Source organism: Streptomyces chrestomyceticus JCM 4735 (assembly GCF_003865135.1).
Classification (GTDB): domain Bacteria; phylum Actinomycetota; class Actinomycetes; order Streptomycetales; family Streptomycetaceae; genus Streptomyces; species Streptomyces chrestomyceticus.
Window position 1 is genome coordinate 823,482 of record NZ_BHZC01000001.1, and the last position, 13,945, is coordinate 837,426.

The window sequence follows — 13,945 nt, forward strand, 5'->3', positions numbered from 1 at the left end:
TCACCTGGTGGTACGGCGGCCCCCGGTGCCGGCGACTGCGGAAAGTCGCGTACTCGGGTAGAGGTGGAAGAGTTCGGGATCTTCCTCGCGGAGCCCGTGGAGCAGGCCCACCGGGCACCGGCCGGCGCGTCGCGGCAGGTGCTGTACGGGGTGGTGGGAGACGTTGGTCGAGGTGAACAGCTCGGTGGTGGTGCATACGGTCTCGACGGCCGTGAGGAGACATGTTCCCACGCCGCGTCCGTGCATGACTCGATGTCGGTGACGGACCAGTTGCTCACCGGCTTGCTCACCGGCGCAGGCGACGGAATCGAGCGCGGCCGGCGCGGTCCGGTCCGACGGGGTGGCGCGGGCCACCTCGAACGGGCGGCTCCTCAGGACGCGCGGGAGCGGAACGCGGAACGGTAGGACTGCGGTGTGACGCCGACGACGCGCTTGAACCGTTCGCGGAACGCGGTGGGCGAGCCGAAACCGGCCTGGGATGCGATGCGTTCGACGCCGTGGTCGGTGGTCTCCAGCAGGAACTGCGCGCGCCGCACCCGGGCCCGTAGCAGCCATTGCAGCGGAGTGGTGCCGGTCTGCTCCCGGAAACGGCGGCTGAACGTCCGCTCGCTCAGCCTGCTGCGGGCGGCCATCTCCGCGAGCGTCAGGTCCTGGGCGAGATGGTCCTCGATCCACGCCAGCACCGGCTCCAGCAGCGAGCCCTGCGGTACGGGCGGCGTGGCCTGCACGATGAACTGCGCCTGCCCGCCCTCCCGTTCCAGCGGCATGACCGACAGCCGGGCCGAGTCGGCCGCGACCGCCGAGCCGAGGTCCCGCCGGATGATGTGCAGGCACAGGTCCATTCCGGCGGCGGCCCCGGCCGAGGTCAGGATCTGGCCGTTGTCCACGTACAGCACGTCCGGCCGCACGTCCACGCGCGGGAACCGCTCGGCCAGCCGGTCCGCCGCCACCCAGTGCGTGGTCGCGCGCAGCCCGTCCAGCAGACCGGCCGCGGCGAGGATGAACGCGCCCGTGCAGATGGAGACGAGGCGGGTGCCGGCGGCCGCTGCCGCGCGAAGGGCGTCGAGCACCTCCGTGCCCGGGGGCGCGGCGTCCTCGGAGCAGCCCGGCACGACGACCGTGTCCGCCTCCCGGAGCACCTCCAGGCCGTGCGGGGCGACGAGCGTGAAGGTCTCGGTGGCGACCTGGGGCCGGGGGGCGCAGACCTGGACCCGGTACGGGCGGCGCCCGTCCGCCAGCCGGGCGCGCCCGAACACCTCGATCGGGGTTGCCAGATCGCCCGCCACCACATGGTCCAGCGCCAGTACCGCCACCGTATGCATGGAGGACACGGTAAACGAGAACCCGCCGTCCACGAACGGCCAGTTCACACGGGTACGAGGGGCTTGAGCGCAGCCAGGCACGGGTGGCGGGAACCCGTTGGAAATTGTCATTCCAGCCCATGGGGGACTCCGCGGGCCCGGCCTAGCCTGACGCTGCAAGATCCCGGGGCGGCGCAGGAGCCGCCCGCCGCCCTCCCTCCCACCCACCGGAAGAAAGAAGCACCCGTTCCATGCCTGTCGTCCCGTCCCACCCCGCCGTCGCTCCCCCGGCAGCGCCGCCCGTCCGGTGCGGAGCGCGCCGGTGACGAAGTTCCTCCTCGCCGTGCACGTCCTGGCCGCGATCGTCGCCATCGGCCCGGTGACCGTGGCGGCCAGCATGTTCCCCGCGGCGGTACGCCGCGCCCAGGGCTCCGGTCCGGACGCCGCCGGGCTCTCCGGGGCCCGGCTGCTGCACCGCGTCTGCCGCGTCTACGCGGGCCTCGGCCTGGCCGTACCGGTCTTCGGCTTCGCGACCGCGAGCAGCCTGGGTGTCCTCGGTGACGCCTGGCTGATCGTCTCGATCGTGCTCACCGCCGCCGCGGCCGGTCTGCTCGCACTGCTGATCCTCCCCGGACAGGAGGGGCTGCTCGACCGGCTCCACGGTGCCGGGGGCCCGGTGGAGCGTGCCGCCACCGCACGGCTCGCGATGCTGACCGGCGTCTTCAACCTGCTCTGGGCCGCGGTGACCGTCCTCATGATCATTCGCCCCGGCTCCACCACGGGAGCGTGACCGTGCGCCGTGACAGACAGCTTCTCCGTATCGCCGCCGCCGTCGAACTCGTCTCACTCGTCGCCCTGTTGGCCAATCTCGCGACCGTACACCTGCCTGCCGTCTCCTCCCTGACCGGCCCCGTCCACGGCTGCGCCTACCTCTTCACCGTCGTCGCCACCGCGCGCGATCCGCGACGCTCCGCCCCGGCCGTGGGCCTGTCCCTGCTTCCGGGCGTCGGCGGGCTGCTGGCCGTACGACTCCTGACACGCGCTACGGGAGCGCCGGGGCAGCCTCCCGGCGCCAACGCGGCTAGGGCGCGTCTTTCGGATCATCCTGGGCCCGCGACGCCTGGCACGGCACCTCGCGGCGTTGTCGCATCACCCACGGACACCCAGTCCGAGGGCAATGCTCCGCCTTGCGATGCACCGCACCAGGCGCCGCGGGCTGCTCCAGGCTGAACCAAAAGACACGCCCTAGCCGACCAGAGCCGCGGTGATCTGACGCGTTGTCTGCGCGGCGACCCGGGGCTCGGTGGCGGCGTACGCGACGTAGGCGTTCAGGCCGGTGGCCAGAGCCCAGCCGCGGCCCCGGAGCCAGGTGGCGTCGTCGGCGCCGAGGGCCGAACGGAAGACGGCCCGGGTGTCGGCGGACAGCAGGGTGAAGGCGATGACCAGGTCGCGGGCCGGGTCGCCGACGCCCAGTTCGCCGAAGTCGAGGACCGCGCCGAGGCGGCCGTCGACGGTCAGCAGATTGCCGGTGTGGAAGTCGCCGTGGAACCAGACGGGAGGCCGGCCCCAGGCGGGGGCCGCGAGCGCCGCGTCCCACAGGTCCGTCATGGCCGCGGCGTCGAACGCGGCGCCCGTCCGTGCGATGGCGGCGCGCGTGGCGTGGTCCCGATCGGCCAGCGATCCGGCGGTGAGGTACGCGCGGGCCTCGTCGGCCGGGCCGTCCGGTGGCGCGAAGCGCTGCAAAGCGGCCAGGAATTCCGCCAGTTCGACGGCGGCCCGGTGCGAGCCGGCCAGCGCGCCGACGGTCGCCACCTCACCGTCCAGCCAGCGGGTCACCGCCCAGGGCCACGGGAAACCGGGGCCCGGCTCCCCCACCGCCACCGGGACCGGGACGGCCAGCGACAGGTGCGGGGCGAGCCGGGGCAGCCAGGCGGCTTCCTTCCGGGCCTGCCCGACGGCGTCGGCGTGACGGGGCAGTCGTACGGACAGCTCCGTACCCAGCCGGTGGATCACGTGGTCCGAACCCGCCGGGTCGACCCGGGTCAGCGGCAGCCCCGCCCACTGCGGGAACTGCGCCGCGATCAGGCGGGCGACCAAGGGGGTGGTGATGGCGGGGCGGAAGTCGTCGGACGGCCCGGTCGCCACATGCGGCTCCTGCTGTCGGCCCGCTCGGCCGGCGGGCGGTCCGGGCCATCTCACTCCACCGCGGCCACCGCGGCGACCGGTTTTCCGGGCGCCGCGTACGTATTGCCCGGATACGTACCGCGTACGCGCTCCTCTCAGGGCGCGGAGGACGCGGCGCGCAGCACAGCGATCACCTCGTCGTCACCGACCTGGTCGAAGTCGTCGTACCACTCACCCACCGCACGGAAGTGGTCCGGCTGGTGCAGGACGAGCACGCGGTCGGCCTCCCCCGACAGTTCCCTGACGGCGTCGCGGGAACCGACCGGCGCGGCGAGCGCCAGATGCGCGGGCCGCCGACGGCGCAGGTGCCGCAGGGCCGCGAGGGCGGTCAGGCCGGTCGCCAGGCCGTCGTCGACGAGGAGTACGGCCCGCCCGGTGATGCGGGGCTCGGGGCGGCCCTCGCGGTAGAGGTCCTCCCGCCGGCGCAGCTCGGCGCGTTCGCGCGCGACGGAGGACGCGAGCCCGTCCTCGGCCAGGCCCAGGAACCGCAGGGCCCGCTGGTCGAAGACGGGCCGTTCCTCGCCGACGAGGGCGCCGATGCCGGTCTCGGGCGAACCGGGTGCGCCGATCTTGCGGGCCACCAGTACGTCGAGCGGCGCCCGGAACTCCTGGGCGACCCCGGCGGCCACCGGCACACCACCGCGCGGCAGGGCCAGGACGAGCGGGTCGGCGGCGCCGTACGGCCATGGCGCGGTGTCGGTCGGCGCGCGCAGCCACCGGGCGAGAGCCCGGCCTGCGTGCCGGCGGTCGGTGAAGCGCATACGTGCTCCTCGTCCTCGGGCGTCGAGGGTGCTCCGGTGCGTACCGCGGCGACCGGGACAAGCCGCCTCTGCCTGCCGGCAGGGTGATCAAAAGCGTTTGCGAGCAGGGCTTCGGCCGGTTAGACAGTACCGCTGGTCCTCGCCATGAAGGGTGCGGGGACACGACACCGGAAGGAGGGACAAGCCCGTGATCCCCATGATCGTCGCGATTGCGTCCTCCCGGGGGTACGGACCGCGTCCGGCACCGGAGCGGACGAACGCCTTCAGCCTTCACCGGAGTGTGCCCCGACCGTGCCTACGAACGACCTGACCGTGCGCCCGATCACCGGGCGCGACGAACTCGACCTCTTCTGCCGTCTGCCGTACGTCCTCGACGACGAATTGGCGGACGACCTCGCCGCCGGCCGCCGACGCCCGGAATGGATGTGGGTCGCCCTGCGCGGTGAGCGCCTGCTGGCCAGAGTGGCCTGGTGGGGCCGGCCGGCCGACGCCACACCGCAGCTCCTGGACATCGTCGACGTCGAAGACGGTGCCACGGAACGCGACGACGCCGTGGACATCGGAGTGCGGCTGCTGCGTACCGCGATGGCCGCCACGCTCCCGGACGGGCCACGTCCCGCTGACGGCGGCCCTGTTGAGTACAGCCGCTTCGTCCCGCCGCACTGGCGTGAGGACCCGGCGACCAGGCAGGCCGTCGAGGACCGCATGGCCGTACTGGAACGGACCGGTGCCCGGCTCTTCGTCGAAAGGCTGCGCCTGGAGTGGCGCCCGGAAAGCGAGGCGCTCCCCGACCCCGGAAAGCGCCTCGCTTTCCGGCCGGTCCACGACGGCGAGGAACTCGTGGCCCTGATGGCGTCGGCCCTGGAGGGGACGCTGGATGCCCACAGCCGCGCCGACCTGGCCCGGATGTCCGTGCACGAAGCGGCCGTCGAGCACTACGAGGACGAGCTGGCGCGCTACCCGAGTCCCCGGGACTGGTGGCGCGTCGCGACCCTGCCCGGGGGCGAGCCGGTGGGCTTCGTCATCCCGGCCCGCAATGCCTACAACCCGATCATCGCCTATATCGCGGTCCTGCCCGCGCACCGCGGCAACGGCTACATCGACGACATCCTCGCCGAGGGCACCCGCGTCCTCGCCGAGCAGCACGTCCCCCGTATCCGGGCCGCCACCGACCTCGGCAACGTCCCGATGGCGAACGCCTTCCGGCGGGCCGGTTACCGCAACTTCCAGCGTGAGATCAAGATGACGTGGAGCTGAGCCGGTCCGGTACCGGGCGGGACCACGCGACATGTCGTCCCTCTCCCCGACCGACCCCCAGTCCACCCTTGGGGTAGGACGGGGTACAACCAGGGAGGTCCCGGATGAAGGCGCGGTCCGGCGTCACCACCCTTGGAGCATGACGACAACAGCACAGCGCTCGCTTCTCTGGGGTCCCCTCCTGTTCGGCGCCTACGGAGTGATCCGTCTCCTCGACGGGCTCGACGGCGTCAAGGGGCCGGGACTCGCCTGGACGACCGGGCATCTGTGCTTTCTTGCCGGTCTCGTCTTCTTCGCCCAGGGGTTTGCCGCCATGCGGAAGGCGGCGGGAAGTGACCTGTGGTCCTCGGCGGGGTTCTGGACCGGCGGCGCTGGTGTCGTCGCGCTCGCGGTCCAGTTCAGCGTCGACATCACGACGGGCCTGATGGCGGGCAGTCATACGGAGATGGCCGAGCTGACGGGCGACTTCCAGTCCGTACCGGGCGTCGAGTTCGCCTTCTACCTCGTCGGCCCGCTGCTCTTCTTCGTGGGCCAGTTGCTGCTCACCGGCCGGCTGGCCGCCTTGCGTGCCCTCGCCCCGTGGGCGCCGGTCCTCGTCCTCGCCACCTCCCTGCTCACCTCCGCCTTCAAGGACCTGATCCCGCTCGGCGCCGTACTGCTGCTGCTCTCCTACGCCCCGCTGTGGCGGACCGGCGTCTCCCGGGCCTCGGCCGTGCCCTCCTTGCGCGCACGAACCTGAGGCGGCGGCCCCACCGGTCCGGAGCGCCGGTGCGCCTTTCATAATGTCGGCATGACCACCGCCGACGGCTGGGTGCGGTACTGGCGCGACGGCGACCGCCCCGTGGAGGCCATGCACGCGCACTTCTTCGACCACGTCTACCCACCGCACAGCCACCACAGTTACTCCTTCGGCATCACCGACGCCGGCGCCCAGAGCTTCCACTGCCGGGGCGGCACCCACACCAGCGGCGCCGGCATGGTGATGGCCTTCAACCCGGACGAGGTGCACGACGGCTGGGCGGCGGCCGACCTCGGGTACCGGTACCGGATCATGCACATCGGCCCGTCCGTGGTCAGCGACATGATCAGCGACGCCACCGAGGGCCGCACCGACGCGCTGCCCCTCTTCCCCGACCCCGTACTGACCGACCGGGCGCTCACCGACGCCCTCGCCCGGCTGCACGCCGCGCTCGTCGGCGCGGCGAATCCACTGGTCCGCGACGAGCGCCTGACCGCCGCCGTCACCGCCATGGCCCGCCGCGGCGCGTCCAGGACGGCGTCCCCCGTACGGGCCCGGACACCGACCGACCGCGCCCGCCGCCAGGCGGCCCACCGGGCCAGGGACCTGCTGGACGAGGCGCTCCTGGAGCCGATGACCGCGGAGCAGCTTGCGGCGGCCGCCGGATGCAGCCGGTTCGCGCTCTACCGTGCCTTCCGCGCCGAGTTCGGTCTCGCGCCGAGCGACTACCAGCGGCAGTTGCGCCTGCGGCACGCGCGTACGCTGCTCAGATCCGGTGCCGCGCCGGCCGACGCGGCCGCGGCCACCGGCTTCGCCGACCAGGCGCACTTCAGCCGCTGGTTCCAGCGCGTGTACGGCGTCACACCCGGCACCTTTCGCCGCGCGTGACGGGCCGTCCGACGGCGACCGGTGACGGCCGGCGGCAATCGGCGTGCCCAACGGGCCCGTTCTGATGAACTGACCGCATGACGTCGCTGCTGCCCCGCCTCCTCCAAGCACTCGACCTGTTCAACGCCGCGCATCCCTGGGACCACAACGCCCACTTCCACCCGTGGATCCTGCGGCAGCTCCCCCGGCGCTTCGACAGTGCCCTGGACGTCGGATCCGGCAGCGGTGTCCTGGTCAGGCTGCTGGCCGCCCGTGCCACCACGGTGCACGGCATCGACTCCGACCCGGCGATCGTCGCCCGGGCGCGGGAGCTGACTCCGCCCGCGAACGCGGCCGGCGTGACCTTCACGGTCGCCGACGCGCCCACCGGAATCCCGGGCGGCTCCTACGACGTCATCACCTGCGTCGCCGTCCTCCACCACCTGCCGCTCGCCGACGCGCTCGCCGCCTTCCGCGACCACCTGGCTCCCGGCGGCACCCTGGTCGTCGTCGGGCTGGCCCGTCAGCAGACGCCCGTGGACCACCTGCTCGCCGCCGTGTCCGCCCCGCTCAACGCCGCCATCGGTTGGCGCAGGAACCGCGGCCGCACGTCGCCCGCACCCCGGCCGGTCGCGATGACCGCCGTGACCCGCCCTGCGGACACCAGCTTCCCCGCCATCGCCCGCGAGGCCCGCCGCATCCTGCCCGGCGCCCGCCTCCGCCGTCGGCTGTTCTGGCGGTACACGCTCGTCTGGCGGCACCGCCCGCACGGCCACGGCGATGTCCGGATGTGACAGGTAATCGTCATTGCGGTCACCGACGGCAGCGGTGAGGATCACTTCATGCCCACCGCACACCATGTCGTCATCGCGGTCTTCCCCGATGTCGACCTCCTCGACGTCACCGGCCCGGCCGAGGTCTTCGCGCTGGCCAACCGGGAGACCGGAGGCCGCGCCGGCTACCGGGTGCGCCTCGCCGGGCCGGCCGCGGGCGCGGTCCGTACGTCGGCGGGTGTGCGGCTGTTCGCCGACGTGGCCTTCGCGGAGGTGGGCGAACAGGTGGACACGCTGCTCGTACCGGGCGCGGTCGACATGACCGACGACGGCCCGGTGGCCCGTACCGATCCCGCTGTCGTGGCGTGGGTGCGGGAGACGGCCCCGTACGCGCGGCGGGTCGCGTCGGTGTGTGTGGGCGCGCATCTGCTGGCCGCGGCCGGGCTGCTGGGCGGGAAGACGGCGACCACCCACTGGTCGACCTCCGCCCAGCTCGCCGCCGACCACCCGGACGTCACGGTCGACCCGGACCCGATCTTCGTCCGCTCCGACTGCGGCCGGCTGTGGACCGGGGCCGGGATCAGCGCCTGCCTGGACCTCGCGCTGGCGCTGGTGGCCGAGGACCAGGGCGAGCAGACGGCCCTGGCGGTCGCCCGGCAGCTCGTGATGTACCTCAAACGGCAGGGCGGCCAGAGCCAGTTCTCCGTACCGCTCAGCCGCCCCGCCGCCGAGCGCCGGGACATCGACGAGCTACGGCTGTGGATCTCCGACCACCTCGACGAGGATCTGTCCGCACCGGCCCTGGCCGCCCGGATGTGCCTCAGCGAACGGCACTTCGCCCGCGTCTTCAAACAGGAGACCGGCAGCAGCCCCGCCGCCTATGTCGAGGCGGCCCGTGTCGAGCTGGCCCGGCGCCTGCTGGAGACCACCGACTGCCCGCTCGACCAGGTGGCCGCCGCGGCCGGGCTCGGCTCGGCGGAGACCCTGCACCGGGCGTTCAGACGGCAGCTCGCCACCACCCCGGCGGCCTACCGCCGTCGCTTCCGTACCCGGGCCGGCTGACCCGCCGCACCACCGGCACACCGATCCGTCTTTCTCCCCTGGGACAGCGAGGCGGCAGCCCCTGCCTTGCCGTCTTCTTCCCTTTTCTGCTGATTCGCCATGAAAGGTTCCCGATGAACGCCACCTCCCCCGCCACGCCCCTGCGCGATGTGATCGGCCTGGACGGCCGGCCGCCGCGGCTGGGCGAGTCCGCCCTGCTCATGATCGACTTCCAGAACACCTACCGCACCGGCGTCATGGCCCTGGAGGGCGCCGACGAGGCCCTCGGGGCGGCCGCCCGCCTGCTGGAGCGGGCCCGCGCCACGGGCACCCCGGTCGTCCACATCGTCAACGACGGCGGCGAGGGCACCCCGTACGACATCCGCGCCCACATCGGCGCCATCAGCGACCAGGTCGCCCCCGCCGCGGGAGAACCGGTCGTCGTCAAACAGTTCCCGAACGCCTTCCACGCCACCGAGCTGGAGAAGACCCTGTCCGGCCTGGGCTTCGGGCCGGGCAGCGGCAAGGATCTGGTGCTGGCCGGCTTCATGACGCACATGTGCGTCGCCTTCACCGCACAGGGCGCCTTCAACCTGGGGTACCGGCCCACCGTCGTCGCCGACACCACCACCACCCGCGCCCTCGCCGCGCCGGACGGCTCCGTACTGTCCGCCGCCGCCCTCCGGACCGCGGCCCTGACCACGGTCACCGACCTGTTCGGGCTCGTCGTTCCCACCGCGGACGGCCTGCCGGCCTGACCTTCGGTACCGCACGGCCGTACGGTCCCCACCCCCGTTCAACCGATCGGGGACCGTACGACCCTGCTCCCCGTCCCCCGGGCCTCCTTCCCCCGGACCGCCGTACGCGTGCCCGTCGCGGCTCACTCCCGTACGGCGCGGAAACGGAACCTCCCCTTCCCCAGGGTCACTTCGGCCCGGCCGAACCCGGCGGCACGCAACCGCCGCGGCAGGGTCTCCGGCGGGACGGGCACATAGGTGTCGCCCAGATGCAGCAGACGGAACGCCGTACTCGCGCAGCCGTCACAGCCGGCGAAGACGCCACCGGGGCGCAGCACCCGCCGGGCCTCGGCGAAGAGCCGGTCCTGCTGTTCCGGGGACGGCACGTGGTGCAGCATGGTGAAGCACACGACGGTGTCGAAACCGCCGTCGGGGAACGGCATCGACGCCCCGTCGCCGTGCACGACCTCGACCCTTCCCGCATAGATGTCCTGAAGTTTCTTGGCGAACTCCGCGTCGACTTCGAGGACACTGAGCTGACCCGGTGCGCGGCGCGCGAGGACGCGCGTGGTGGCACCGTAACCGGGACCGATCTCCAGGGTCCCGGCGCCGAGTTCGACTCCGTCGAGGGCCCAGGGCAGCAGTTTCCGCTCCACCCCCCGGGCCCACCTGTCGGAACTGCAGATCCACTGGTGCAAGCGATTCATGGAGGCCATGTGGCGATGCTAAGAAGCGCGGAGGACGTCCACCACGAGGTAGGGGGACACGTCCTGTCGCGATACGGACACCTCGTCCCGGGGGCGGGACGCCGGAAGCGGCGGTGGTGGTCGGCACCTTCGTGGTCGCCGACGGCCAGTGGTACGGGCGGCACTGGCACACGACGCACCAACTGGCCTGGGCGGAGAAGGGAGTCATCGCCGTACGCGCCCGGGGCAGCACCTGGGTCCTGCCGCCGACCATGGCGCTGTGGATCCCGGCCGGCATCGAGCACGCGACGGGGGCGACCGGCCCGGTCGAGGGCCACAGCCTGTACTACGTGCCGGACCGCTGCCCGGTGCGCTGGACGGAGCCGACCGTCGTCGGCGTCTCGCCCCTGCTGCGCGAGCTGATCGGGTATCTGGCGGACGACAGCTTGTCGGCGTGTGCCAGGGAGCGCGCGGAAGCGGTCGTTCTCGATCAGTTGCGGCCAGTGTCGGTGGCGACGGTGCTGGCACCGCTGCCCCGCGACGACCGGGCGCGCCGCGTCGCACACGCCCTGCGCACGTGTCCGGCGGACGACCGGACCCTGGCCGAGTGGGGCGCGGAGGTCGGGGCCAGCGCGCGGACGCTGGCCCGCGCGTTCGCCGCGGAGACGGGGATGCCGTTCGGCCAGTGGCGTACCCGGGCCCGTCTGCAGAGCGCGATGCCGTTGCTGGCGGGCGGTGCGACGGTGGCGGCGGTGGCGTGCCGGGTCGGGTACGCGTCGCCGAGCGCGTTCGTGGCGGCGTTCCGGCGCGTGGTCGGGGTGCCGCCCGGGACGTACTTCTCGCCGTGAGGCGCACGGTTCCTCGCCGTGGGACCGGCGGCTTCCCGCAGACGGACGGTGGACCTCAGTCGCGCGGTACCGGACGGAAGGCGAGCAGGGCGATGTCGTCCGCGCTGTCGGCGCTCAGCGCGATGAGGAGTTCGTCGCAGAAGACGTCGAGCGGTTCGGCCGCCAGGGCGGTGGCGTGCCGGCGGAGCCGGTCCATGGCGTGGTCGAGGGACTCGTCGCGGCGTTCGATGAGACCGTCCGTATAGAGCAGGACGGTCGCATGCGCCGGGATCGGGTCGGTGGCGCCCGGGCGGGGCATGTCCGGTTCCATGCCCAGCAGCAGTCCGGAGCCCGCGTCGAGGTACCGGGTGTCGCCCTCCCGGGTCGTCAGCAGCGGCGGCAGGTGCCCGGCGGAGGAGTGGTTGAGCTGCCAGGGCCCGTCGGGGGTACCGGTGACCAGGCCGTAGATGCAGGTGGCGGTGGCCTCCTCGGACAGGCTGTGGTTGGCGACGTCCAGGCGGCGCAGCACCTCGTCGGGCGGTTCCTGGCGGTCGATGGCGATACCGCGCAGCATGCTGCGCAGTTGGCTCATGGCGACGGCGGCCTCCAGGTCGTGGCCGGTGACGTCGCCGATGACCACGGCGGTCCGGCCGCCGGGGACGACGAAGCTGTCGTACCAGTCGCCGCCGATCTGCGCGGTCGTGGAGGAGGGCGCGTAGCGGGCGGCCATCCGCAGATGGGGGATCTCGGGCAGTTCGGGCAGCAGGGAGCGCTGGAGGCGTTCGGCGATGTGCCGGGTCTCCTGGTAGAGGCGGGCGTGTTCGACGCCCAGGGCGAGGCTGCGGACCAGGTCGCCGATGAGGGGCAGCGACTCCTCGGTGAACGGCCGTTCCCCGTCGGTGCGGATCAGCGTGAGGGCGCCGAAGACGGCCCCGCGGGTCCGCAGCGGGGCGATGACCGCGCTGTTGGCCCCCACCCGTTCGAACAGTTCGCGGTCGTGGACGTCGAGCGGGCTCTTGACCTGGCTCGGCTCCGGGCCCTCGGTGAGCAGCAGCGGTCCGGCGCCGCGGAGCACCCGGGCCAGCGGCCCCCGTGCCGCGCCGGTCACCGGGGGGAGTCTGCCCGCGTACGCTTCGGCGGGCAGCTCCGTGGAGCTGTGGTGCGCCACGCAGAACCGCTCCAGCAGTTCGCCGTCGTCGAGCAGGTCCACCACGCACCAGTCGGCCAGCCGCTGCGTGAGGATCTTGCAGACCCGCTGCAGGCCCTCGTCCAGGTTGGGGGTGCTGCTCAGCGATTCCCCGATGTCGGCCAGCAGCCGGCGCTCCCGGGCCGGCCCGTCGGGCTCGTCGCTGTCCGCGTCCGTGATGCGCTCCGGATCGTCCGGCAGTTCCGGTCCGCCGGGCGGCTGCGCGGAGATGGCCTGGCTCTCCCCGGAGGCGAGGGGCGCGGGGACGGGCGGGGCGGTCCTGGGGGCGAGCTGGGCGACGTAGACGGTACGGCCGTCAGCCGTCACCTGGGTCTGGATGAACAGCCGGACAGGGACCTGCCGGCCGTCCCGGTGGAGCGCCGGAAGCGGCACCGAGCGGCCCAGGATGTGCGGCTGACCGGTGAGCAGCAGGCGGGTGAAGGCCGCGACGTGACGGTCCCTGAGGTGTTCCGGGATCAGTACGGTGAGCCGTTGGCCGGCCAGCTCGTCCTCCTGCCAGCCGAGCATGTCGGCGGCCGGCCCGTTCGCCACGATGATCCGGTTGTCGTCGTCGGCCGCGATGGTGGGCACCCTGCTCGCCCACACCTGGCTGGCGTCCCAGGCCACCAGCTCCGAGGGGCTGGCGCTCGGCTCGCGGGGCACCATGGTCCACGCGGTGGGCGGCCCGCCGGTGAGCTGGCCGGTGATCTGGTCGAGCAGCCAGCGGCGGAAGAGGCGGTTCTGGGGCAGGGACGGCCAGGTGAGCAGGCGTTCGTCCCGGGCCGCCTCCTCGGCCGCGTCGAGCACCCGGCCCAGGATGCGCACCGCCCGTGCGACGCCCGCCGGGAGGGAGACGCTCAGGGAGTGGACGTGGCTCGCCGACGGTTGCCCGTCCAGCGCCGCCGCCACGCCCGCGTTGATCGCGTGGTACGCGTCGTACGCGGCGGCCAGGTCTTGCGGGTCCACGCCGGTGTCCGTGCCGGCGGACGCGGCCAGTGTCAGCTCCCGCAGCAGGGCGTGCCGGTGGCGCTGGGACGCCAGGTACAGCGTGCCGGGCAGGTCGACGAGCGTCACCGTACGGGTCGGGCCGCAGGGCGGCGCGGCGGTCGCCCAGGTGGAGGGCGGTGGTGGCCGCCCGTCGAGCCACAGCTCGAACCACACCGTCTTGCGCCCGCCCCCGGTGTCGACGCCGTACCGGGAGGCCAGGTGCGCGACGACCGCCAGTCCCTGTCCCGGACCGGCGTACGGGTCGGACTCCCCCGGCACCGGCCTACGGCACGGCCGGCTGTCGCCGACGCCGATCCGGACCATGTGGCCGAGCACCCGGGCCGACACCTCGGCCTCCGTGCGCGCGTGCAGCACCACGTTGGTCATCAGCTCGCTGACCAGCAGTTCGGCGGTCTCCACCGCGTCCGGTGCGCGGTCGGCCAGAGCGGTCCGCACAAAGCGCCGGGCCTGCCCCACACTCTCCGGCCGCGGCGGGAACCGCTGCGAGGACACCGCCTTCGGCTGACTGATGTGGTCCATGCTTGTCAGTGTGCGGTACGCGACTCCCCGCGGCGCCGTGCTGCGAAGCTATCTCGTCA

The 13,945-nt window shown here is 73.2% G+C and carries 14 protein-coding genes; 8 read left to right on the forward strand and 6 right to left on the reverse strand.

Annotated features, from left to right (window positions below; all coding sequences use genetic code 11):
- Together EJG53_RS03465 and EJG53_RS03470 are read right to left on the reverse strand one after the other, a co-directional pair.
- The gene (locus EJG53_RS03465; RefSeq protein ID WP_125043533.1) at nucleotides 1–231 is read right to left on the reverse strand and encodes a hypothetical protein; all 231 of its coding nucleotides are present in this window, start codon (nucleotides 229–231) and stop codon (nucleotides 1–3) included.
- 140 nt (nucleotides 232–371) lie between these two features.
- On the reverse strand, nucleotides 372–1,322 hold the full coding sequence (locus tag EJG53_RS03470; RefSeq protein ID WP_125043534.1) for a GlxA family transcriptional regulator: 951 nt from the start codon (nucleotides 1,320–1,322) through the stop codon (nucleotides 372–374).
- Nucleotides 1,323–1,623: 301 nt separating this feature from the next.
- Here EJG53_RS03470 and EJG53_RS03475 point away from each other — a divergent pair, with 301 nt between their 5' ends.
- The gene (locus EJG53_RS03475) at nucleotides 1,624–2,091 is read left to right on the forward strand and encodes a hypothetical protein (RefSeq protein WP_125043535.1); all 468 of its coding nucleotides are present in this window, start codon (nucleotides 1,624–1,626) and stop codon (nucleotides 2,089–2,091) included.
- Nucleotides 2,092–2,546: 455 nt separating this feature from the next.
- Here EJG53_RS03475 and EJG53_RS03485 read toward each other — a convergent pair whose 3' ends face one another.
- Nucleotides 2,547–3,446: an aminoglycoside phosphotransferase family protein gene (locus tag EJG53_RS03485; RefSeq protein WP_125043536.1), complete on the reverse strand. Its 900-nt coding sequence runs from the start codon at nucleotides 3,444–3,446 to the stop codon at nucleotides 2,547–2,549.
- Nucleotides 3,447–3,580: 134 nt separating this feature from the next.
- On the reverse strand, nucleotides 3,581–4,246 hold the full coding sequence (locus EJG53_RS03490) for a phosphoribosyltransferase (protein ID WP_125043537.1): 666 nt from the start codon (nucleotides 4,244–4,246) through the stop codon (nucleotides 3,581–3,583).
- 291 nt (nucleotides 4,247–4,537) lie between these two features.
- On the opposite strand from EJG53_RS03490, the gene EJG53_RS03495 reads away from it, so the two are divergent.
- The 6 genes from EJG53_RS03495 to EJG53_RS03520 all read left to right on the forward strand — a co-directional run bounded on the left by EJG53_RS03495 (nucleotide 4,538) and on the right by EJG53_RS03520 (nucleotide 9,681).
- Nucleotides 4,538–5,503, forward strand: coding sequence for a GNAT family N-acetyltransferase (locus EJG53_RS03495; RefSeq protein WP_167515039.1), 966 nt, complete (start codon nucleotides 4,538–4,540; stop codon nucleotides 5,501–5,503).
- Between the two features lie 139 nt (nucleotides 5,504–5,642).
- The gene (locus EJG53_RS03500; RefSeq protein ID WP_125043539.1) at nucleotides 5,643–6,242 is read left to right on the forward strand and encodes a hypothetical protein; all 600 of its coding nucleotides are present in this window, start codon (nucleotides 5,643–5,645) and stop codon (nucleotides 6,240–6,242) included.
- Between the two features lie 51 nt (nucleotides 6,243–6,293).
- Nucleotides 6,294–7,130, forward strand: a complete 837-nt coding sequence (locus EJG53_RS03505) for an AraC family transcriptional regulator (protein ID WP_167515040.1) — start codon at nucleotides 6,294–6,296, stop codon at nucleotides 7,128–7,130.
- Nucleotides 7,131–7,207: 77 nt separating this feature from the next.
- Nucleotides 7,208–7,903 carry a class I SAM-dependent methyltransferase gene (locus tag EJG53_RS03510; protein ID WP_125043540.1) on the forward strand — a complete coding sequence of 232 codons (696 nt, stop codon included), beginning with the start codon at nucleotides 7,208–7,210 and terminating at the stop codon, nucleotides 7,901–7,903.
- 48 nt (nucleotides 7,904–7,951) lie between these two features.
- The gene (locus tag EJG53_RS03515) at nucleotides 7,952–8,944 is read left to right on the forward strand and encodes a GlxA family transcriptional regulator (protein ID WP_125043541.1); all 993 of its coding nucleotides are present in this window, start codon (nucleotides 7,952–7,954) and stop codon (nucleotides 8,942–8,944) included.
- A 113-nt stretch (nucleotides 8,945–9,057) separates the two neighbouring features.
- Entirely contained in the window at nucleotides 9,058–9,681 is a 624-nt protein-coding gene (locus EJG53_RS03520) for a cysteine hydrolase family protein (RefSeq protein ID WP_125043542.1), read from the forward strand.
- A 122-nt stretch (nucleotides 9,682–9,803) separates the two neighbouring features.
- Here the strand turns inward: EJG53_RS03520 and EJG53_RS03525 are convergent, their stop codons facing one another.
- Nucleotides 9,804–10,376 carry a class I SAM-dependent methyltransferase gene (locus EJG53_RS03525; RefSeq protein ID WP_125043543.1) on the reverse strand — a complete coding sequence of 191 codons (573 nt, stop codon included), beginning with the start codon at nucleotides 10,374–10,376 and terminating at the stop codon, nucleotides 9,804–9,806.
- 104 nt (nucleotides 10,377–10,480) lie between these two features.
- Between EJG53_RS03525 and EJG53_RS03530 the strand changes: the two genes are divergently transcribed.
- Complete coding sequence (locus EJG53_RS03530) at nucleotides 10,481–11,194, forward strand: AraC family transcriptional regulator (RefSeq protein WP_125043544.1); 714 nt, start codon at nucleotides 10,481–10,483, stop codon at nucleotides 11,192–11,194.
- 55 nt (nucleotides 11,195–11,249) lie between these two features.
- On the opposite strand, the gene EJG53_RS03535 is transcribed toward EJG53_RS03530, so the two are convergent.
- Nucleotides 11,250–13,886: a SpoIIE family protein phosphatase gene (locus EJG53_RS03535; RefSeq protein ID WP_125043545.1), complete on the reverse strand. Its 2,637-nt coding sequence runs from the start codon at nucleotides 13,884–13,886 to the stop codon at nucleotides 11,250–11,252.
- Nucleotides 13,887–13,945 lie beyond the last annotated feature (59 nt).